The 19,647-nt window shown below is 71.5% G+C and carries 20 protein-coding genes and 1 tRNA gene; 11 read left to right on the top strand and 10 right to left on the bottom strand.

The annotated features are described in order from the left end of the window. Nucleotides 1–59 precede the first annotated feature (59 nt). Nucleotides 60–1,484, bottom strand: coding sequence for a hypothetical protein (locus ACFYQQ_RS05665; protein WP_355783664.1), 1,425 nt, complete (start codon nt 1,482–1,484; stop codon nt 60–62). A 74-nt stretch (nt 1,485–1,558) separates the two neighbouring features. Then, nucleotides 1,559–2,386 carry a DUF4097 family beta strand repeat-containing protein gene (locus tag ACFYQQ_RS05660; RefSeq protein WP_355783667.1) on the bottom strand — a complete coding sequence of 276 codons (828 nt, stop codon included), beginning with the start codon at nt 2,384–2,386 and terminating at the stop codon, nt 1,559–1,561. Nucleotides 2,387–2,590: 204 nt separating this feature from the next. Here ACFYQQ_RS05660 and ACFYQQ_RS05655 point away from each other — a divergent pair. After that, nucleotides 2,591–2,665, top strand: a tRNA-Val gene (locus ACFYQQ_RS05655). 180 nt (nt 2,666–2,845) lie between these two features. Here ACFYQQ_RS05655 and ACFYQQ_RS05650 read toward each other — a convergent pair. Further along, nucleotides 2,846–3,349, bottom strand: coding sequence for a cupin domain-containing protein (locus ACFYQQ_RS05650; protein WP_355783670.1), 504 nt, complete (start codon nt 3,347–3,349; stop codon nt 2,846–2,848). Between the two features lie 739 nt (nt 3,350–4,088). Between ACFYQQ_RS05650 and ACFYQQ_RS05645 the strand changes: the two genes are divergently transcribed. The 5 genes from ACFYQQ_RS05645 to ACFYQQ_RS05625 all read left to right on the top strand — a co-directional run bounded on the left by ACFYQQ_RS05645 (nt 4,089) and on the right by ACFYQQ_RS05625 (nt 7,887). After that, nucleotides 4,089–4,634, top strand: coding sequence for a hypothetical protein (locus tag ACFYQQ_RS05645; RefSeq protein ID WP_355783673.1), 546 nt, complete (start codon nt 4,089–4,091; stop codon nt 4,632–4,634). 44 nt (nt 4,635–4,678) lie between these two features. Continuing rightward, nucleotides 4,679–5,446 (top strand): transposase, encoded by a 768-nt coding sequence (locus ACFYQQ_RS05640; RefSeq protein ID WP_355783676.1) that lies wholly within the window; start codon nt 4,679–4,681, stop codon nt 5,444–5,446. A gap of 75 nt (nt 5,447–5,521) precedes the next feature. Continuing rightward, nucleotides 5,522–5,917, top strand: coding sequence for a hypothetical protein (locus ACFYQQ_RS05635; protein ID WP_355783679.1), 396 nt, complete (start codon nt 5,522–5,524; stop codon nt 5,915–5,917). A gap of 103 nt (nt 5,918–6,020) precedes the next feature. Beyond that, on the top strand, nt 6,021–6,566 hold the full coding sequence (locus ACFYQQ_RS05630) for a GIY-YIG nuclease family protein (protein ID WP_355783682.1): 546 nt from the start codon (nt 6,021–6,023) through the stop codon (nt 6,564–6,566). Between the two features lie 850 nt (nt 6,567–7,416). Next, on the top strand, nt 7,417–7,887 hold the full coding sequence (locus ACFYQQ_RS05625; RefSeq protein ID WP_355783685.1) for a GNAT family N-acetyltransferase: 471 nt from the start codon (nt 7,417–7,419) through the stop codon (nt 7,885–7,887). A gap of 245 nt (nt 7,888–8,132) precedes the next feature. Here ACFYQQ_RS05625 and ACFYQQ_RS05620 read toward each other — a convergent pair whose 3' ends face one another. After that, nucleotides 8,133–8,486: a hypothetical protein gene (locus ACFYQQ_RS05620; RefSeq protein WP_355783253.1), complete on the bottom strand. Its 354-nt coding sequence runs from the start codon at nt 8,484–8,486 to the stop codon at nt 8,133–8,135. Nucleotides 8,487–8,786: 300 nt separating this feature from the next. On the opposite strand from ACFYQQ_RS05620, the gene ACFYQQ_RS05615 reads away from it, so the two are divergent. Then, a complete protein-coding gene (locus ACFYQQ_RS05615) occupies nt 8,787–9,236 on the top strand; it encodes a MarR family transcriptional regulator (protein WP_355783251.1) in 450 nt (149 codons plus the stop codon). A 213-nt stretch (nt 9,237–9,449) separates the two neighbouring features. Then, nucleotides 9,450–10,034 (top strand): hydrolase, encoded by a 585-nt coding sequence (locus ACFYQQ_RS05610; RefSeq protein WP_355783248.1) that lies wholly within the window; start codon nt 9,450–9,452, stop codon nt 10,032–10,034. Nucleotides 10,035–10,144: 110 nt separating this feature from the next. On the opposite strand, the gene ACFYQQ_RS05605 is transcribed toward ACFYQQ_RS05610, so the two are convergent. Next, nucleotides 10,145–11,089: a ketopantoate reductase family protein gene (locus ACFYQQ_RS05605; RefSeq protein ID WP_388903618.1), complete on the bottom strand. Its 945-nt coding sequence runs from the start codon at nt 11,087–11,089 to the stop codon at nt 10,145–10,147. A gap of 193 nt (nt 11,090–11,282) precedes the next feature. Between ACFYQQ_RS05605 and ACFYQQ_RS05600 the strand changes: the two genes are divergently transcribed. Next, entirely contained in the window at nt 11,283–11,519 is a 237-nt protein-coding gene (locus ACFYQQ_RS05600) for a DUF2277 domain-containing protein (RefSeq protein WP_355796246.1), read from the top strand. Nucleotides 11,520–11,755: 236 nt separating this feature from the next. Here the strand turns inward: ACFYQQ_RS05600 and ACFYQQ_RS05595 are convergent, their stop codons facing one another. Beyond that, a complete protein-coding gene (locus tag ACFYQQ_RS05595) occupies nt 11,756–12,370 on the bottom strand; it encodes a DedA family protein (RefSeq protein ID WP_388903616.1) in 615 nt (204 codons plus the stop codon). Between the two features lie 248 nt (nt 12,371–12,618). On the opposite strand from ACFYQQ_RS05595, the gene ACFYQQ_RS05590 reads away from it, so the two are divergent. After that, nucleotides 12,619–13,221 (top strand): superoxide dismutase family protein, encoded by a 603-nt coding sequence (locus tag ACFYQQ_RS05590; RefSeq protein WP_355793721.1) that lies wholly within the window; start codon nt 12,619–12,621, stop codon nt 13,219–13,221. 63 nt (nt 13,222–13,284) lie between these two features. Here the strand turns inward: ACFYQQ_RS05590 and ACFYQQ_RS05585 are convergent, their stop codons facing one another. The 4 genes from ACFYQQ_RS05585 to ACFYQQ_RS05570 form a co-directional block, all read right to left on the bottom strand. Then, on the bottom strand, nt 13,285–13,740 hold the full coding sequence (locus tag ACFYQQ_RS05585; RefSeq protein ID WP_355793723.1) for a DoxX family protein: 456 nt from the start codon (nt 13,738–13,740) through the stop codon (nt 13,285–13,287). 80 nt (nt 13,741–13,820) lie between these two features. Beyond that, nucleotides 13,821–15,746, bottom strand: coding sequence for an FAD/NAD(P)-binding protein (locus tag ACFYQQ_RS05580; RefSeq protein WP_388903612.1), 1,926 nt, complete (start codon nt 15,744–15,746; stop codon nt 13,821–13,823). A 181-nt stretch (nt 15,747–15,927) separates the two neighbouring features. Further along, a complete protein-coding gene (locus tag ACFYQQ_RS05575; RefSeq protein ID WP_356168260.1) occupies nt 15,928–17,574 on the bottom strand; it encodes an alkaline phosphatase D family protein in 1,647 nt (548 codons plus the stop codon). A 77-nt stretch (nt 17,575–17,651) separates the two neighbouring features. Then, nucleotides 17,652–18,299 (bottom strand): HNH endonuclease family protein, encoded by a 648-nt coding sequence (locus tag ACFYQQ_RS05570; protein WP_355783763.1) that lies wholly within the window; start codon nt 18,297–18,299, stop codon nt 17,652–17,654. 399 nt (nt 18,300–18,698) lie between these two features. Between ACFYQQ_RS05570 and ACFYQQ_RS05565 the strand changes: the two genes are divergently transcribed. After that, nucleotides 18,699–19,280 carry a TMEM165/GDT1 family protein gene (locus tag ACFYQQ_RS05565; RefSeq protein WP_356168257.1) on the top strand — a complete coding sequence of 194 codons (582 nt, stop codon included), beginning with the start codon at nt 18,699–18,701 and terminating at the stop codon, nt 19,278–19,280. Nucleotides 19,281–19,647 lie beyond the last annotated feature (367 nt).

Raw genomic sequence — 19,647 nt, 5'->3', positions numbered from 1 at the left:
GCACGGGAAAACGGACCGTGACGTCCCCTGTCGGCCCTGTCGGCTTCGCGGACCGGTGATCAGGCCCCGCCGCCGCGCTGCTCACGGATCAGCCCGACCACATCGGCCACCGTCCGCCGTACCGCCTCGGTCTCCATCAGGAAGTGCCAGTAGTCGGGGTGGCGGCCCTCCAGCGCGGCGACGGCGCGGTCCAGCCGGGCCACCGAGTCGTCCAGCGGACGGGCGTGCCGCGGGTCAGGGGTGCTGCGGCCCGTCATGGCGAGGCGCTGCGCGTCACGGATCGCGAAACGGGTGCGGTCGATCTCGTGCTGCGGGTCCTTCGCCACCGCGTTCAGCCGCTGGAGCCGGTCACCTGCCGCCGAGACGGCCTCGTCGGTGTGGTTCAGCAGGGCCCGCGCCGTGGACAGCAGCGAGGTCGCGTCCGGCCAGCGCTGGTCGTCGCGCGCCGCCTGCGCCTCCTTCAGCTTCAGCTCGGCCTGCCGTACGTTCTCCGCGGCCAGCTCCGGCACGTGCTGCAGGTCCTGCCAGCAGGCGACGGTGAACCGCCGCCGCAGCTCGCTGAGCACCGGTTCGACCTGCCCCGACCGGGTCGTCAGCGCCTCGGCGCGGGTGCGCAGCGACACCAGCCGGTGGTCGATCTCCGCGGCCCGCTCGGGCAGCCGCTGCGCCTCGGCCCGTACGGCCTCGGCCTCGCGGGCGACCCGCTCGGCGCGCTCCAGCGTCTCCGCCACGCCGTGCTGTCCGGCGCCCTGGTTGAGCCTGGTCAGCTCGGGGCCGAGGGCGGCGAGCCGGGCGGCGAGGTCGTCGGCCCGCAGCTTCGAGCTCCGTACGGCGTCGAGGGCGTTCGAGGCGGCGAGCAGGGACTGGCGGGCACGCTCGACGGACGGGGCGAGCCGGGCCAGCTGCGTCTCGGCCTTGCCCAGCAGGGGCGTGAGTCCCTGGGTGAAGCGGTCCAGCTCCTGCCGGACCCGGCCCAGCTCGTCCTTGGCGGCGGTCAGCTCGGTGCGGGCCTGGGCGGCGACGGACGCCTCCAGGTCGTCCCGGTCCAGGTCGTGGGCGTCGACCGCCTCGATGTACTGGTGGCTGGCCTCGTCGATGCGCCGGCCCAGCGCCTCGAAGTCGGAGACCGCGCGGCGGGCGGCGGGGGAGTCGTCCACGGCCCGGATGGTCTCGATCGAGATCCGCAGGTCGCGCTGCGCGGTGTCGAGTTCGTAGAAGGCGGCCGCGGCGGCGTCCTTCGCGGCCTGCGCCTCGGCGCGCTGGCTCTCGGACCGGCCGCCGAACCACCGCCGGGTGCCGCCGCCGGCGAAGGCGGCCGGCAGCGCGAGGACGGCGAGCAGCGGCAGCGCCATGAGCGTGAGCGCGTCACGGGCGGCGCGGGCGGTTCCGGCGGCGCTGCCGGCCCGTGGGACCGGGGGGCGACGACGTGTCTGCTCCGCACCTGGCACAAACGGCGTGTACGGCTGCGAAGGTGTCGCCGTCACATCCCTCTCCCGTGCTGTCATCCGCCCTACCCGGTGTCATTCTCCCACCCGATAGAGACGAACACACGGGGTCATCAGTTCGCGGTTCGTACCGTGACCTTCCCGTCCCCGCTGCGGGCGGACACGACGTGGGTGCTGCCGGCGTCGCGGGGCACGGACACGTGGACGGCACCGTCGTCGCTCTTCGTCGTCACCCGGTACGTCTCGCGGGGCAGCGCGATCGTGATGGAACCGTCCTCGGTGCGGGACTCCACGAGCTGCGGTACGGAGCCCAGTTCGAGGTGCACGGAGCCGTCGTCGGTCGTGGCCCGGACCCGGCGCGAGCCGACTCCGACGGCGCTGATCGAACCGTCGGCGCTGTGCAGGTCCAGCGGGCCGGTGGAGTCCGTCACGCGGACGGAACCGTCGGACGTACGGATGCCTAGGGGAGCCGCGAAGCCGCTTGCCGTCACACGTCCGTCGCCGTCCTCGACCTTGACGGCGATGCCGCGCGGGACCTCGATCCGATGCTTGGCGGAGCAGTCGGCGACGACGCCGGAGCACTTCATCCGCAGGACGAGCCGGTCGTCCTTCATGTCCCAGGTCACCTTGGGCTCCCCGCCCATGACGACGCTCCCCTTGAACCACCGGGTGACCTCGACCTGGTCGGCCTCGCCCGAGTCCGCGACCACGAGTTCCAGGGCGGAGTCGTCCGAGTCGACGGTGAGGGTGCGGCCGTGCAGGGCGAAGGAGCGGTGCTCGGGCTTGTCGTCGTCCCCGGCGTCGGCCCCGCAGGCCACGGCGCCGGCGCAGAGGCCGACGACCACGGCGGAGGCGGCCACGCCCCGGACCGCCCGGGTGAGCGGTGCGCTGCGGATGGTGCGGGTACTGCGGGCGGGCGCTGTGCGGGCCGTACGGGCCATGTGGATCTCCCCCTGAACAGAACACGGAAGTGCGCCGGGCCCTTGGGGCACACGCTCTTCCGACGCTCTCCGACCGTACGGATCCGGGACCCCCGGGAGGATCCGGCCCACTCCCGGATCCGGGGTGGGGATAACCCCCGCCCAGGCCCCGTATACGGGTTTGCGGGACAGGCCCTCGGGCAATGTAGGCTGTCGACTCGTCCTGGGCGCGTAGCTCAGCGGTAGAGCGCCGCCCTTACAAGGCGGATGTCGGCGGTTCGAAACCGTCCGCGCCCACCAGTCTCAGGACACGGACGAGGCCCAGGTCAGCCGGTGTGTATCCGGGTGCCTGGGCCTTGATCTTTCTGGGCGACTTCTCGACGCCGTGCCACTCACGTGCCAGATGGTCCTTGCGGGGGCCGCTTCACCCTCTTAACGAAGAGGTCCATGCCTCATCCGTACCCGACCGTGCGGGAAACGCTATTCGCCGATGAGCTTGAGTCGGTACCTGTCGGTCAGTTCGGCGACCCACTCGTCCGAGAACTCGAGACCATACTGCTTGGCCAGCTCGGAGCGCCGCTGGACGAACTCCGCAGGATCGGCCGCAGTCTCGGCGATCGTGCCCATCTCGTCGAAGAATCGCTCGAAACCTGCGGGGGAGAGGATTTCCAGGATCCGCGCCGGTTCCGGTCCGGCGTTCCAGAAGGTGTGCAGGGTTCCTCGTGGCTTGAGGATGTAGGAGCCCGGACCCGCCGTGGCCTCCTGTTCGCCAACCCGTGCACCGACCTGGCCCTGAAGGACGTATGAGAATTCGTCTTCACGGCTGTGCACATGCGGCGGGACGAGACGGCCCGGCTCGATCGGGTGCTCGACGACCGAGAACTGGTTACCGGTCTCCTCGGCCCAGATCCTGAAGTCGACACCGATGCCCCCGAGCCAGATCGACTTGCCCTCGTCCGGTTCGACTACAAAGCGAGTCTTCACGACGGCCTCCTAGATGTCGCTTCTAGTGCCTATTAACACTCTATTCCGGTCTCAAGTCTGAGTCGCCAGCACTACTGAGTGGCCCGGGGCGGCGGCCGTTGCGGCGGTGACCGCGCGGTGCAGGCCCCCGAAGCCGAACAGGCAGCACTATTCCGTTTGGTTGAAATGTCGACTTAGTCGACGATCTCCGTGCCGCACAGCTCGACCTGTGCCGGACGCGTGGTGAGTACGCGGCGCTATGTGGGGTCCTGCCATGCTCGGGGGCCCCGGAGCCCGGCTGGGCGGGAGAGAAGCGTGTATTGCTGTCGGAGGCACGCCGACTTCCGCGAGTACCTCGAAGCCGTGCTTCACGCACTGCCCAGGAAGAGCGCGCGTGAGTTGCGCGCCACGTGTGGGCTCTGGACGGGAAAATTCTGGCAAGGGCCAAGGTGATCCCGGCGGAGGGCCGGGACGTGCCCTGGTGGCGAGGTCAGCTCTAGGACCATGGGCGGCCGGGAACACAGTTGCCGTCCGCCCCCCCACGAGCGCACCCGGATATCCACGCTGCCTATAAGGGCTGTCCCGCAATGATCAAGCAGCGCGCGCTCGCGGACAGGCGAGCTGTGAGAGGAGACCGTGCGCCGCACGGAGCCGGCATGAGGTTCGTTCGCTGAGCCCGAGAAAACCGTTGGACCGGGTGGCGGTGGCGCGACATAGGGTTCGGGGCGCGGAGACGTGGTCGGCGGAGAGGGAACGGTGGATGGCGGGACTGTACGAGATCTGGCAGCGGGCGGAGGTGTCGCGCCGGCTCGACGTGTTGTCGGGCTTCGTCGCGATGTGCGTGGCGGGGGACGATGACGCGCGACGCCGTCTCGCTCAGCTGGTTGCCGGCGCTGACGCGGCCCTGTCCGACTCGCCCCCGGATTTGATGGTCGCCTCGGAGCACCTGGACGAACTCGTCTGGTGGGCTGACACGGAGTGGGCCGATCACCCCTATCGTCCCGTAGAAGCCCGGCCTGACGAGGCCGACCGGCAGACGCGTGACTATGCCAAGGATCTCCGGCACGTCGCACTCCCAGTCGGCATTCGGGACGAGATGGGCCGCATCGAACTCAGTCTCGAAGTGCGGTTCCTGGCCTTGTGCCGCCAACCGGGGTTGGACTGCCGGTCCCGGCAGGACCTCTTCTACGTCGCCGGGCGTGCCGCGATGGCCCTCGACCTCGGGCACCTGGAAGCGGCAGAGCGCGAGATCCAGCGCATGGGACAGGTGGGTTCCGTGGAACAACGGGAAAGCCGCTGCGGCTGAGTCGCGGCTTTTCGAGGTCCACAGGTGTGGAACGATCTCTTCACGTGGCTGGTGTGATCACGGCGTCGGAACCGCATTGGATAGCCCCGTTCAGTGGGCTGCAACCGCGCGACTTCCGCAGGCTGATCGCTACGTTACGCCGAGAAGGTGCTGCGCTGACTCGCCGGGGGCGCCCCTGGTCACTGCCGCTGGAAGACCGGGTGCTGCTGGTCACCGCGTACTGGCGAACCAACCTGACACTGCGCCAGCTTGCCCCACTGTTCGGCATCTCCAAGTCAGCTGCCGACCGCATCATCGGCCACGTTGGCCCGTTGCTTGCGCTCAAGCAGCGGCAACGCTTCCGCGCCGGCACCGTGCTCATCGTCGACGGCACGCTCGTGCCCACCCGCGACCACAGCGCCGCTGAGCAGTCCAAGAACTACAGGTACTCCACCAACCACCAAGTCGTCATCGACGCAGACACACGGATGGTCGTTGTGGTCGGACGGCCGGTGCCTGGGAACCGCAACGACTGTAAGGCATGGGAGCTGTCCGGCGCGAGGGCCTCCGTCGGCCGTACCACCGTGATCGCGGACGGCGGTTACCGGGGCACCGGCCTGGTCATCCCACACCGCCGCGAACCAGGCCAGGCCGAACTCCCAGCCTGGAAAGCGGAGCACAACACTTCCCATCGCAAGGTCCGAGCCCGCGTCGAGCACGTCTTCGCCCGCATGAAGAGCTGGAAGATCCTTCGCGACTGCCGCCTGAAAGGCGATGGCGTCCACCACGCCATGCTCGGCATCGCACGCCTACACAACCTGGCCCTCACCTGATAGATGCAAGCCGGAAGTGGTACGTCATACGGCAGCTCAGAGATCATTTAGGGGACAAGGCTTAGACTCCCCGCCGTGGCATACGAGTTGAACTCCCTGCTTGGTCGACTCGTCGGATTTCGGCTGTACTCGGTGGGATTCGTCACGGACTATGTCCAATTGCGATTCGATGGTCCGACCGACGACATGCCCCTGCTCACGTGCGATGTGCTGCCGACGGTCACGCTGTCGGGGAAGGCGATTTCGCCGGCGGAGTCCGGCTGGGCTGATGCGCTTCGTGCACTCATCTCGCAGAATGTGACCACCACCCATGAGAAGACCGGCATCGGGGTCAAGGTCGACTTCGGGACCGGCTCCGTGCAGTTGCACCCCGCCGCCTGCGAAGGTCCCGAGATCGCGATGCTCAATGGCTTTGCGGATCGCTCCTGGATGGTCTGGCGGCCCGGTGAAGAGGCGTTCGAGGACCTGTAGCTTCTCCCGATGTGGCGGCCGTCGACCAAGACCGGGACGCCGTCTGCAATGCGTGGCCGGCCGCTAGTCTGCCGCCGGCTGCCCTCTCGACCTTGGAGGCCGCGTGGCTCGTACCGCTCTCACCGAACCGGATCGGCTGTGGTCGGCGCAGGAGGTCCTGACGCGTCCCAGCCCGGTGCCGGCGGCGGCCGGGGTCTACGGATGGCACTTCGAGCAGGCTCCCTGTGCAGAACTCGGCGCCGGGCGACTGCTCTACGTCGGCATAGCCCCGCGGTACATGGCGAACAGGACCAGCACGCAGAATCTCCGCAAACGGGTGCGCTATCACTACCGTGGGAATGCGGCCGGATCGACGCTTCGGCTCACCCTCGGTTGCTTGCTGGGACTTGAGCTGCGCCGGGTAGGGAGCGGAAAGCGCATGACCTTCGGTAAGGCAGGGGAAGCCGCCCTCAGCCAGTGGATGGCGGAGAACGCCCGAGTGTGTTGGATCGAGCACGAGGAGCCGTGGGTCTTGGAGTCGGTACTCATCTCACAGCTCGACCTGCCACTGAATCTCGACCAGAACCGTCACAACCCCTTCCATGGGCACCTCAAGGAATTGCGTTCCCAAGCCAGGCAGCGTGCAAGGGAGTTGGCAGTCACTGCATAGGCCGACCGGCGGCCTGACATCACCGACTGACATCAATAACGGCGCGCACCTGCGGGATTGCGATGGCAGGCGCCCCGCCGTCGGAAACCAGTGATGGACAGACTGCCGGTGGCAAACGGGGGTGACACCGACCTCGGGATCGGTTCCCTGGCTCCGGGTAGCCAATTGGAGCGATGCCATCGACGACACCGAACGGCCACCGCCTGGGGCCGGAAGTTCAGCACAGCCTGACCAGGCACGCAGCCTTCGGCGCAGCCGATCACCTGTGGTGCACGCCCCGGTTGGCTACCTTGGAGATGACTCGACCGAGGGGTGACGCATGCGGCCACGCACTCATCCGCCCACCCCGTGTCCCAACTGCGGCGCGGCAACCGACCGCGTCCTCACCGTGTTCGTCCCCACCACGACCGACGAGCACGAGCTCTTCCGCATCACACACAGCACTTCGGAATCACTGCCCACATACCTCACCTGTGCAGACTGCCGTCACGAGTGGGCATGGGAGCAAGGGACCGGTACCCCGAAGGCTGACCCGGTCGTCAAGACGCCACCGACCTCTGCTTGAGGTGCCCCACCGAGGTGACCGGACGCCGCGGCGGGAAGCCGCGAGGTCGCGCGCGCCATCGTGCGTCGCGAGGCCGTCCTGAACTGGGACGACCCGGCGAAGATCGTCATCGATCCGGGTACGTCCTCTCCTGCAAGGTGGACACCGCCGACGGCGCTGCCGCCTCTACAACGGCTGCCTCACCCCCGAGTTCGGGGCGGACCGCGCGTCCTCGCGTCCGGGGGACGGCCCGGAAGCTGTCCCCCGGGGTGCGCGGTCTCCGTTTCGCCCTCTTAGGGTTCCGGCATGATTCGTTCACCTCGGCTGGCAGAGATCACCCCGGACAACTTCGACGCCGCGATCGGTCTGCGGGTCCGGGCGGACCAGGAGCACCTCGTCGCGCCGGTCGTGAAGTCGCTCGCCGAGGCGTACATGTATCCAGGCGTCGCCTGGCCCCGCCTCGTCCTCGACGGTGACCGGCCCGTCGGCTTCCTCATGGCGTTCTTCGACATCGACTGGAAGGGCGACGGCAGCGGCACCGACCTCCGCTCCGGCCTCTGGCGTCTCAATATCGCCGCCGGCGAGCAGGGCCGGGGCTACGGGCGCTTCGCCGTCGAGTCCGTGTCCGCCGAGATCCGCCGTCGCGGCGGCACTGTGCTGACGACCACCTGGCACCCGGGCGAGAGCGGTCCTGAGCGTTTCTATCTGGGGCTCGGGTTCCGTCCCACCGGGGAGACGAGCGGCGGCCAGACGGTCGGCGTGCTGGAGCTGCGGTAACGCCGCCACCGGCTCGTCGGAGCGGAGTGGGGGAGGGTTCCGGGGGGGCGGGTCCGGGGCTAGGGCCTGTCGTTTGGATCAGGCCGGTGTCGCGGGGTCTGGCACGCACATCTGCGGCGTTGTCGTCGGTCGCCGAAGCTCCGCTTCGACCCCCTCCTCCGCCTTGCAGCTGCACGCACCAGACCCCGCTCGGGCCGACCGGGACGAACCCTCTGTCACGGCCGACCTGATCCAAACGACAGACCCTAGGGCCGGCTCGTGTCCGGGTCGGGGGTCTCCCGGGCGTGCTTCAGCCTGCTGCGGGCGTCGACCTTCTCCGCGGTCGCGACCTCGTCCCAGAAGCGGTGGCAGGTCACGAAGACGGCCAGTTCACGTTCGCGTTGGCGGAGCTTCTCCACCTCGGCCTGTTCGTCGGGCGTCCAGCCGGGGGACGCGGGGCGTTCCACCTTGCGCCAGCCGTGGCCGTCGCTGAAGCCGTCCAGCGGCTCCACCGACCAGGGGAGTCGCTTGAGCAGGGCCAGGAGCTCCGCCCGGACCTGATGCAGCTCCTCCTGGCCGGCCAGGAGGTCACTCGGGAAGTCATAGGGGGTCGCTGCCACGCCGCAATGCTACGCCTGTTCGATTTAGTGATGCGAGTTCCTCCGGTGACTTCACGCGAACGGGTCGGCGTCGGATTCCGGCCACCGCTCGCGGCGCCTCGGGCGTCGCTCCGCATCGCACGGCCCCAGCACCCCGGGTGCGGCTCCTTCCACGGCGGACGCCAACCGGCCCACCAAGGCGCCGAGTTCACCTCGCCCCCCCTTTACGTAACCGGGCTGCGCAGTTCGAACTGGTCAGGTGGAACTGGACAGGTCAGCCTGAAGGTTTTAGCGTGGGCGCATGATCGATGGAGCGGGCGCATGACCGACGAAGGCGTGGAGATCTCCGACTCCGCCGCCCGGGCCGCGCAGGATCTTCGCGTGGTCTTCAGCCGGCTGCGGCGCCGAATCCGCGAGGTCGCGGAGACCCAGGACCTCACGCCCTCCCAGGTGTCCGCGCTGACCCTGCTGAGCAAGAGCGGAGCCGCCACGGCCAGTGGGCTGGCCGCCGCCGAAGGGGTTCGCCCGCAGTCGATGGCCGCGACCCTCGCCGCCCTGGACCGGCACGGGCTCATCGCGCGCAATCCCGACCCCGGGGACGGGCGGCGCCAGCTGGTGACGCTCACCGACGCCGGTCGCGAGTACGTCGAGGGCAACCGGCAGGCTCGTGAGGAATGGCTGGCCCGGGCGTTCCAGGACCGCTGCACCGAAGCCGAGCGGCAGACCGTCATCGAGGCGATCGCCCTGGTGGAACGGCTCACCCGGCCATGAGCCCCTCAGTCGGTGAGTCCAGTGAGTCCCGGAACCCGTCAGCCTGTCAGCCCGTGAGTTAGTAAGCCCCGGAGCCCGTAGGCGTGTGAGTTCGGGAGGTCGGGATGCCCGGCGACAACCGTCAGCCTCCCCACCCTCCAGCCCTCACCCGCAGGAGTTCCTCCTCCCCCCCCCACGCACCCTGCCCCCTCACGCCACCCCCGAAGGGCCCCCATGACTCTCACCACCCTCGACCCCCGTACCGCGCTCGTCGTCATCGACCTGCAGAACGGGATCGTCGCCGCTCCCACCGCTCCTCTCGGCGGGGCCGAGGTGGTGGGCCGGGCCGTCGAACTCGCCGGTGCCTTCCGGGCCCACGGGCTCCCCGTGGTCCTGGTGCGCGTCACGGCGGCCGCCGACGGAGCGGACGCCGTCCCCGGCCGCACGGAGCGGGGGCGCCGCGGCGGCCGCGTGCCGGAGGGCTGGGACGTCGTCGTCGACGAACTCGCCGGCCACCCGGAGGACATCACCGTGACGAAGCGCAACTGGGGCGCCTTCCACGGCACCGACCTCGACCTCCAGCTGCGCCGCCGCGGTATCACGCAGATCGTGCTGACCGGCATCGCGACCAGCATCGGCGTGGAGTCCACCGCCCGGGCGGCGCACGAACACGGCTACCACGTCACCCTCACCACCGACGCCATGTCGGACCTCGACGCCGACGCCCACCGCAACAGCGTCGAGCGGATCTTCCCCCGGCTGGGCGAGACGGGCACGACCGCCGAGATCATCGAACTGCTGGCCAAGACCCGCGTCTGACAGGCCACAAGACCCGCGTCTGGCAGGCCAGTCGATGAGCGCGGGGGGCCGTGGCCCGTCCAGCGCTCAGCGCGTCCGGTGATCCTGGGGCCGTACCCCGCCTACGCCGCTCAGCGCGTCCGGTCCGCCAACTCCCGTACCAGGCGGGCCGTCACCGGTACGGGCACCCCGTGCCGGTCGGCCGCGCGCAGCAACGCCCCGCCGATCGCGTCGAGTTCCAGCGGGCGGCCCGCCTCCGCGTCGCGCTGCATGGAGGACCGCATGCTGGGCGCGAAGGAGTCGTAGCGGGCGAGGGCCTGTGCCGGGTCCGCCGGGGCGCCGCTCGCGCGGCTGACCGCGGCCGTCTCCTCGACCAGCGCCGTCAGCTCCTCGCGGTAACCGGTGCGCACCTCGCCCAGCGGCAGCCCGTACCGCGTCGTCAGCAGGGCGAAGGGCGCCAGGAACGACATCTTCGCCCACAGCGCCGCGACCTCGTCGTCCAGGACCCGCACCGCCGGTCCGGCCGCCGCGAGTGCCCCGGCGAGCGCGTCGAGGCGCTCGCGCGGCACGACGTCCCCGGTCAGGTCGATCTCCGCGAAGGGACTGCCGTGCTCGATCACCCCCGGGGCCACCCGGGTCGACTCCACGCGGACGACGGCCGGCGCCACCCGGGCGTCGCCGTACCGGGCACGCAGGGCCGCGGGGTGCTCGACACCGTTCAGGAACGGTACGACGAGGCCGTTCTCGCCCAGGGCGTGCGGCGGTACGCGGTCCAGCGCCGCGTCCAGCGCCGTGTGCTTGACGGCGATCAGGCAGGCGTCGACCGGCTCGCGCAGCTCGGTGTCCGCCTCGACCGGCGCCGTGAAGTCGCCGAACGTGCCGCTGCGCACCTGGATGCCGCCGTCGCGCAGCGCCCGCGCCGTCTCGTCACCGGCCAGGCAGATCACGCGGTGCCCGGGCCGTGCCATGAGCGCCGCCAGCAGTCCGCCGACGCCGCCGGGGCCCAGTACCGCGACCGTCAACGGCTTCCCGCCCGGCAGGGGGCCGTGCTGCTCCGGGGGCTGGTTCTTCGTCATGCGTCTCTGTCCTCTCGTCGGTCGGCCCCGTGACGGTGGCCGCCTCGGCGTGGATGATCTCAGTCGCTACCGCCGTACGGACGCGCCGGGGGCAAGAGGTGCGACCGCTCGGGTGGTCATGTTCCGCACAATCGGCGGGGGACCGGGGGCTATTCCCGGGCCGGGACGGGGGCTCACGCGCGACACTGGACGCATGTGCCGCAGCATCAAGACACTCCGTCCGCCCGTACTCCCCGAGGAGGCGACCGAGGAGGACATCCGGGCCGCCGCCCTCCAGTACGTCCGCAAGGTGTCCGGCTTCCGGGCGCCGGCCGCGCACAACCGCGAGGTCTTCGACCGTGCCGTCGAGGCCGTCACCGCGGCGACGGCCGAGTTGCTGGACGGCCTGGAGGTGCGCGGCCAGTCGGCGACCCGCTCGGCAGCCTCCTAGCCGGGCCACCTCCGACCGGCCCGGCCCGGCAGCCGCCTGCGCCGGGCCGCCCCGACGCGTGCCGTGATGGGATGGCGTGACGCGCCGCCGATGGTGACGAGGCGGTACCGCCCAATCGATATATCGACTCGGAAGCCGGAAGCCGGAAGCCGGAAGCCGGAAGCCAGGAGCCGGAAGCGCCCAGTCACCGTCCCGCCGTCACCCCGACAGCAAGGCCCCCGGCCCTGCCCCCACCCTCAGCGCTGCGCCCGCGGCCGGCGCATGAGGAAGCCCGCGCCGGCCCCGGCGGCGAACAGCGCTCCGAAGGAGACGGCCGTCGCCAGCCAGGTGGCGCCCAGCCACTGGCCGCCGTAGTAGCCGAGGGCGACGCTGTACGCGGTCCAGGCGACGCCCGCCAGGATGGACCAGGGCAGGAACTCGCGGACGCGCCGGTGGGCGGCGCCCGCGCACAGGGAGACGACCGAGCGGCCCGCCGGGGCGAAGCGGGCGACCACGACCAGGATGCCGCCGCCGCGCGCGAGCGCCCCGCCGAGACGTTCCTGCGCGCTGGTCAGGCGGCGGGAGCGGGCGATGGCGCGGTCGAGGCGCTCGCCGCCGCGCCAGGCGAGGCGGTACGCCACCATGTCGCCCAGCACCGAAGCGGTGGCGGCGCAGAGGGTGAGGGCCAGGATGTCGGGCACGTCGTGCGGGACCGCCGCGCCGGTCGCGGTGCCCGCGGCGGCCGCCGTCGCCGCGGCGATGACCAGGACCCCGCTGGGGAGCACGGGCAGGAAGACGTCGAGCAGTACGGACATGGCCACGACGGCGTAGATCCATGGGCTGCCGGTCAGCGACCCCACACTTTCAAGCACCGAACACTCCCCTGGACTCCCCCGTGGGCACGACCACGCCGCGACGTCGGGAGGAGCGGCAGGGCGGCCTGTGACAGCCATACAGCGTACGCCGGAGGTGTGACAGGAGATCCACGGGGGGCGCATGTGTTCGCCACATCATGTTCACCCGGGTGCGCCACCGGTACGGCGTCCAGCACGGACTTCCCGTACGAACGAAACGGACGAACTGAATCCGGTGGAGTGACGACGAGGAAGCGGGACTGACGATGGTGGCAGCGATATGCGCCGGGGTGCTGGCGGCGACCGTCCTCGCGGCGGGCGGCGCGCCGGTCCAGGGCGGGCTGGGGCACAGCGGGCCGGTCGGGGTGCAGGGGGCGCCGGACGGCTTCTGGATGCGGACGGCCGGCCGGTTCGCGCCGGCCGGTGCCTTCGCGTCCTCGGCGGCGCTGACCTACGACACGGACCTCGTGCCGGCGGGCGCGCGGGTCGAGGTGGGCCAGCGCCGCGACGGGCGGGGCGCCACCGCCGTACGGCTGCGGGTGGCGGGCGTGCGGCCCGGTCACACCTACGGCGTCCACGTGCACCGCAACCCCTGCGGCGCGGACCCCGCTGACGCGGGCGGGCACTACCAGCACCGCGAGGACCCGGTGCAGCCGTCGATGGACCCGCACTACGCCAACGCGGGCAACGAGGTGTGGCTGGACTTCACGGCCGACGAGCGGGGAGCGGGGGAGGCGCTGGCCGAGCACGACTGGGGGTTCCGCAAGGGCGGGGCGTCCTCCGTGGTGGTGCACGACGAGCCGGGGATGAGCGGCGGGCGGCTGGCGTGCTTCACGGTTCCCTTCGGCTGGGTGGCCGGGAACGGCTGACACCGGGTCGACTCGGAGCGCGCCGGGGGGCGCCCGCGGGACGGGACGGGCGCCGGTGTGGTGTCAGGCCGCGACGGGTGTCTGGTCCGCGGTGGCCCCGTCCTCGGCGGCCTGGGGCGTACGGCGGCTGAGGAGCCGGTCGATGCCGAGGGCGCCGGAGCCGGTGAACACCAGCAGGAGCAGGGACCAGCAGAACAGCACGGAGAGCTCGCCGCCGTTCTGGATGGGCCACAGGGCCGACGGCTGGTGCACGTCGAAGTAGGCGTACGCCATCGAGCCGGAGGAGACGAAGGCCGCGGCGCGGGTGCCGAGGCCGAGGAGCACCAGGGTGCCGCCGACGAGCTGGATGACGGCCGCGTACCAGCCCGGCCAGGTGCCGGCGGGGACGGAGCCGCCGCCCATGGCGCCGCCGAGGACGCCGAAGAGGGAGGCGGCGCCGTGGCAGGCGAAGAGCAGGCCGACGACGATGCGGAAGAGGCCGATGGCGTAGGGCTGGGCGCTGTCGAGGCGTCCGGACATGTGGGGGGACTCCTTCGGTCGGGGCCGGTCCGCGGACGGACCGGTCTCGGGGGAACCGAGTGAGCCAAGGTTAGGTGTGCCTAATCAATGCTTGCAAGTTCAACATCAGGCCATGGCTCGGCCGCCGTCCGGGGCTCCGTTCCGGGCGCCGCCGCACGTAGGGCCGCCCGCGCGACCGCGTCGGCGTCCGAGAGCGTGACCGAATCCACCCCTGGACGGGCACCGGCGGCGGTCACCCAGTGCACGCCTTCCGTGGGCACACCGAAGGCGAACCGCCGTGCGTGCGGCTGCCCCTGATTGTCAATCAGGTGGTACGGACTGGGCGTCACGTCCAGCCCTCCGGTCTCGTAGCCGTCGACGGTGTGCGGGCGGCACCCGCCCGTCTTCAGCAGCCGGGCGAGGAGTTCGTCCGCCGTCCGCCGTACATCCGGTTCCGGCAGCCGCGCCTCGATCAGGGTCGTCGCCCGCACGGCCGAGTCCGGCACGTCGGGGGAGTCGGCGAGCCACCCGCCGTCCTCGCCGCGCACCCGCAGCCGCGGACCCACCACCGTCAGGACCCCCGCCTCGATCAGCGCGGCCATCTCCTCGATCCGGCGCCGGGGCGGGCCGATGGACAGGAAGGCGTTGAGCGGGGTGTACCAGCGGTCCAGGTGGTCCCGGCGCGACGTGCCCGAGAGGCCGCCGTGGTCCACGACGAGCCGCAGTTCGTTGCGCAGGTCGCGCAGCACGTCGAGGGCGGCCTTGAGGGGGCCGTCGACGTTGCCGAGGGCGGCCTGCTCGACGTCCTCGCGCAGATGCGCCAGCAGCCAGTCGCGCCAGGAGCGGGGGCCCGTGAAGGACTGCCGGGCGTACGGGCGGGACAGCCGGTCCCAGGACCAGCGGTCGGCGGCCGGGATGCCGAACTCGGCCAGCAGCGCCGCCTCTTGGGGGCCGCCGTGCTCCGCGCGCAGGAAACGGTCACGGAAGCCGGACCGGCCGGGGGTGACCCCCCGGAGCCTCAACAGCCCCTCGTAGTAGACCGTTTCGACCTCCTTCGCGACCAGGGGCCATATCTCGGTGAGGAAGTCCGGCGCCTCGCCGGAGTCCGCGCGCTTGCGGAAACGGGAGATCACGTCCGGGGTGAGGACGAGTGGGGTGTGACGGCCGTAGGGGCCCTTGGCGTTGTCGCCGCGGGCCTGGTGGGGGATGCCGCGCCGGGAGCCCGCGAACAGGCGGGGCTCGTCGCCCGAGGGCAGGTAGCGCAGGCCCCGGGACGTCCGGACGAAGCGTCCGCCGCGGCCGGTCGTCAACAGGGCCATGTGGTCGAAGAAGTTGAGCCCGAGCCCGCGCAGGAGCACCGGTTCGCCGGGGGACAGCGGCGCGAGGTCGACGTCGGCCGGGTTGGCGGGCGGGATGTGGCGCAGCCCGTGCTGTTCCGCGTACGCGCTCAGCTGCCGCTGCCCGGGGTCGGCCAGCACCGGCAGATGGCCCTGGGCGAGGACCACCGCGCTCAGGCCCTCCAGGGAGCGGCCGTCGGAGAGGGTGACCGTCTGGCGGCCGTCGGGGCCGTCGTCGAGGCGGACGGCGTGCGCGGCGTGCGTCTCGACGCGGACGCCGGCCGGGGCCGCGCGGACCGTCCGGGCGAAGACCCAGGCGAGGTAACGGCCGTACTGGGCGCGGGTCGGGTAGTCGTCAGGACCGAGCTCGTCCTCGGTGCCGGACTCGGCGGCCCAGACGTGCAGGCTGGGCCCGGGGCGCACCGGGCCCGCGCACTCGACGCTCTCGTCGGTGAACAGGGTGACCTGGGAGGCGACGGTGTTCATCAGCAGCTCGGACGGCTGGGTGGTCCGCCAGACCCGGCCGGGTCCCGGCGGCGACGGGTCGATCACATGGACCGTCAACCGCCTCCCGGGTGGCAGCAGTTCGGGGGCGGAGGCGCACAGGCGCTCCAGGACGCCGGTGCCGCGGGGTCCCGCGCCGATCAGGGCGACGGCGGCGGACGCGGCTTCCGAGGGTGTTGCGGGCAAGGGGGTGACTCCCGGGCGTGGGGGGCGCAAGGGCGGCAGACCGCCCGCCGGAAGCGGACGGTCCGCCTCATCATGCCGCCGTACGGCGCGGTGGCCGAGCCCGGAGGGGATGATCGGGGCCGGGTGTGGGATGCGTCACGAGCATCCGGGACAACGCACCCGGCAACCTGGCGGAATGGCCTTATTGCGGGGTGAGTTGGGACTCCTCCACCGTGGTCAGCCGGGCGGTGTCGCCGGTCGCGCGGGCCTGTTCCAGGCGCAGCCGCGCCGCGCGGCCCCGCAGCGTCAGTGTCATCAGCTGGTTGCCGAACCAGGGGCCGCCCGTCCGGCGCCAGTCCACCGCCGGCCGGCCCTGACGTCCGTGCCGGGACAGCAGGCGCCCGATGGCACGCCCCGTCCGGCTCCAGCCGAAGCGGAAACCGATCCGCATCGACAGCGGGATCGAGTTGTGGACCGGTGAGCAGGTCAGCTGCAGGACCCGGGCGTCCGGGGCCGCGCCGCCGGGCCACGTGGGCTCGGCGACGTAGGCGTGGTGCACGTCGCCGGAGAGCACCAGGACCGTCGCCGGGGCGTCCTCGCCGCTCCCCGCCTCGGCGATGAGCTGCCGCAGCGCCTCGAAGGACTCGGGGAACGCCGCCCAGTGCTCCAGGTCGGCCTTCCTGCGCACCTGTTCCCCGATGCGCGCCCAGCGGGCCCCGCGCTCGCCCCGGCACACGCCCGCGTTCCACGTCTCCGCGTCGTGGATCAGGTGGGGGAGCAGCCAGGGCAGGGAGGTGCCGATGAGCAGGTGGTCGTAGGCGTCGCGCCGGTCGAGCACCTGCTCCCGCAGCCACCGCTCCTCGCCCTCGTCCAGCATCGAGCGGTGCTGCTCGTCCAGGACGCGGGCCGCCCGGGAGTCGAGCATGACGACACGGACGCGGCCGAAGTCGCGGCGGTAGCTCCAGCGGACGGAGGACGGCTCGGCGTCGGAGCGGGCGGCGTGGTCCCGCAGGGCGTCCGTGCCGTCGGGGGTGGCGCGGACGGCGGCGTAGACCGGGTCGGCGTCCAGCTCGGCCGGGGAGAGGTTGCCCAGGTGCTGATGGACCCAGTACGACATCAGGCCGCCCAGGATGCGCTCGCGCCACCAGGACGTGGCGCGGATGTCGGCGAGCCAGGACGCGCTGGTGTTCCAGTCGTCGATGACGTCGTGGTCGTCGAAGATCATGCAGCTCGGGACCGTGGACAGCAGCCAGCGGATCTCGGGGTCCCGCCACGACTCGTGGTAGAGCCGGGTGTACTCCTCGTAGTCCGCGATCTGCTCCCCGGGAGGCTCGTCCAGGCTGCGGCGGGAGGCGATCCAGGCACGGGTGGACTCGGACGTCTCGTCCGCGTACACCTGGTCGCCCAGCAGGAGCAGCACGTCGGGCCGCTCGGCGTCCGGGGAGGAGGACAGGCGCGCCGCCAGCGTGTCGAGGGCGTCGGGGCCCACCGGGTCCTTCTCGTCCCCGGGCGGGGCGGCCCAGCGGCAGGAGCCGAAGGTGACCCGGACGCTGTCCCCGCTGTCCCGGTCGAGGGTGCGGATGACCGGGGGCGGGAACGGCGAGTCGGCAAGGGGCCAGACGGGTGTGCCGTCCAGCAGCAGTTCGTACGCCGACTCCGAGCCCGGTTCCAGGCCGGTGAGCACCACCAGGGCGTAGTGGTGCCCGGCGACCTGGAATGTGCGGGCCTCTCCTTTGGGACCCTCGGCGCACCGCACCTCGGCGGTGCACGGACGGCTCGTCTCGACCCATACGGTCGCGGACGAGTCGTCGACAAACCTGAGCAGGGGGCCCAGCAGGAGCTCCGACACGGCCATCACCTTCCTCCGTCGCCCCGTACGGTACGAAACGACGGAGGCACAGGACAGGGTTCCCCGTAAGCGGCGGGCTATGAGCAGCCGCTGAGCACCGAGGACAGCTTCGACTTCTCGGCGCTGTCGACCGAGAGGTTGTAGTAGTACTTCACCTGGACCCAGGCGCGCACGTAGGTGCAGGCGTAGGCGGTGCGCGAGGGCATCCAGGTGGCCGGGTCCTGGTCGCCCTTGGCCTGGTTCACGTTGTCCGTGACCGCGATGAGCTGCGGGCGGGTCAGGTCGTTGGCGAAGGCCTGGCGCTGCGCGGTGGTCCAGTTGTCGGCGCCGGAGTCCCAGGCCTCGGCGAGCGGCACCAGGTGGTCGATGTCCAGGTCGGAGGCGGCGGTCCAGGTCGCGCCGTCGTAGACCGAGTACCAGCTGCCGCTGGTGGCCGCGCAGGCGGAGTCGGTGACGACGTTGGAGCCGTCGCGCTTGAGGACCGTCTCGCGGGTGTTGCACGCCCCGCTGATGGTGATCCAGTGCGGGAAGAGGTCGCGGTTGTAGCCGGTGCGGTCCTCGGTCGCCACGGTGAGCGAGGCGAGGTAGGTCCGCGCGGTGGAGGCGCTGACCGGGGTCGGCAGCGCGGCGGAGGCCGTGGGGCTGTTGAAAAGGCCGGCCATGGCTATCAGACCGGTGACGGCTGCGAGTATGCTCAGCCGTCGACGCGCGTAGACCTTTGGCATGCGAACTCCCTGTGGATGGGGGGCCGTTGGGGCGGGCGAGCACATGCTTGCGGCGTCGCGTTTCCGGCAGATGTGCGTCGCGTGAGAAGCTAGTGACGCGTACATGACAAAGCAAGAGTCGTGACGGGACCAATGGCCCTGGGGGGCCGGTGCGGGCGTCACGTACGATGGACGGCGCAGAAGGGGAGTAGCTCTTCGCCGGACCGTCGACATACTGCTCAGCTCGTCTGAGCCGGCGCCCGGAGGCAGACCTCGGTCACGAGGCCGGCCAGCGAGACCTTCGGCAAGCAGTGCACCGCCCGCGCGTCCTCGCGCGGGTGCCCCCGTGTGCTGCCGTGCCGAGGTGTCGCAGCGCAGCACAGCACTCTCGGTGGGGCGGCCCCGACCGATTGAGGAACATTGATCAGCTTCAGCGTGACGGCGCTCGTCTTCGGCGTCGTCTTCCTTGCCGAGCTGCCGGACAAGACCGCGCTCGCCGGACTCGTGCTCGGCACGCGCTACCGCGCCTCGTACGTCTTCGCCGGCGTCGCCGCCGCCTTCGCCGTCCACGTGGCGCTCGCCGTCGCGGCGGGCAGCGTCCTGACCCTGCTGCCGCAGCAGATCGTGCACGCGCTCACGGGTGTGCTCTTCCTCGCGGGCGCCGCGGTGCTGCTGCTGAAGAAGGATGAGGACGAGGAGGAGGTCCGCAAGCCCGAGAACCAGAGCTTCTGGAAGGTCTCGGGAGCGGGCTTCATGCTCATCCTGGTCGCCGAGTTCGGCGACCTCACCCAGATCATGACGGCCAACCTGGCCGCCCGGTACGACGACCCGCTCTCCGTCGGCCTCGGCGCGGTCCTCGCGCTGTGGGCGGTCGCCGGGCTCGGCATCGTCGGCGGCAAGGCCCTGATGAAGCGGGTGCCGCTCGCGCTCATCACCAAGATCGCGGCCCTGCTGATGCTGGGGCTGGGCCTGTGGAGCCTGTACGAGGCGGTGGCGGGATGACCCGCCCCTCGCGTCGCCGGGGCGGGTCCGTGGCGGGCCGTCCCGTGCCGGCGCTCCGCGCTCCGGTCCCCGCCGGGCCCGTCGGCCGCGCACCGGTCCTCGGTGCGGCGGGCGGTTCGCCCCCGGCCGGTCCCGCGCCGACGTTCCCTGCGCCGGGCCGTCCCGCGCCGGGTCGTCCCATGCCGACCGGTCCCACCCCGGCCGGTCCCGCGCCGGCCGATCCCGCGCCGGCCCTCCGTCTCGGCCTCGTCCGAGACCGCCTCGCGAAGCCGCTGGTCAGGCGCGGTGGCGTCGGGGGCCGTTTGTTTTGTATCGTGAAGAAACAAAGTGGCCCCCGCCCGTTCTCCCTGACCGGCGGGCGGGGCCG

It is taken from the genome of Streptomyces sp. NPDC005496 (assembly GCF_042872045.1).
GTDB lineage: Bacteria > Actinomycetota > Actinomycetes > Streptomycetales > Streptomycetaceae > Streptomyces.
Note: the sequence above shows the minus strand (reverse complement) of the source record. Positions and strands in the feature narration are given on the sequence as shown.

Bases quoted from the DNA above. Each gene is read 5' to 3' on its own strand.
- ACFYQQ_RS05590 (WP_355793721.1), top strand. From the start codon at position 12,619: ATGGTGGCAGCGATATGCGCCGGGGTGCTGGCGGCGACCGTCCTCGCG.
- ACFYQQ_RS05660 (WP_355783667.1), bottom strand. From the start codon at position 2,386: ATGGCCCGTACGGCCCGCACAGCGCCCGCCCGCAGTACCCGCACCATC.
- ACFYQQ_RS05625 (WP_355783685.1), top strand. From the start codon at position 7,417: ATGATTCGTTCACCTCGGCTGGCAGAGATCACCCCGGACAACTTCGAC.
- ACFYQQ_RS05585 (WP_355793723.1), bottom strand. From the start codon at position 13,740: ATGTCCGGACGCCTCGACAGCGCCCAGCCCTACGCCATCGGCCTCTTC.
- ACFYQQ_RS05610 (WP_355783248.1), top strand. From the start codon at position 9,450: ATGACTCTCACCACCCTCGACCCCCGTACCGCGCTCGTCGTCATCGAC.
- ACFYQQ_RS05600 (WP_355796246.1), top strand. From the start codon at position 11,283: ATGTGCCGCAGCATCAAGACACTCCGTCCGCCCGTACTCCCCGAGGAG.
- ACFYQQ_RS05645 (WP_355783673.1), top strand. From the start codon at position 4,089: ATGGCGGGACTGTACGAGATCTGGCAGCGGGCGGAGGTGTCGCGCCGG.
- ACFYQQ_RS05615 (WP_355783251.1), top strand. From the start codon at position 8,787: ATGACCGACGAAGGCGTGGAGATCTCCGACTCCGCCGCCCGGGCCGCG.
- ACFYQQ_RS05605 (WP_388903618.1), bottom strand. From the start codon at position 11,089: ATGACGAAGAACCAGCCCCCGGAGCAGCACGGCCCCCTGCCGGGCGGG.
- ACFYQQ_RS05570 (WP_355783763.1), bottom strand. From the start codon at position 18,299: ATGCCAAAGGTCTACGCGCGTCGACGGCTGAGCATACTCGCAGCCGTC.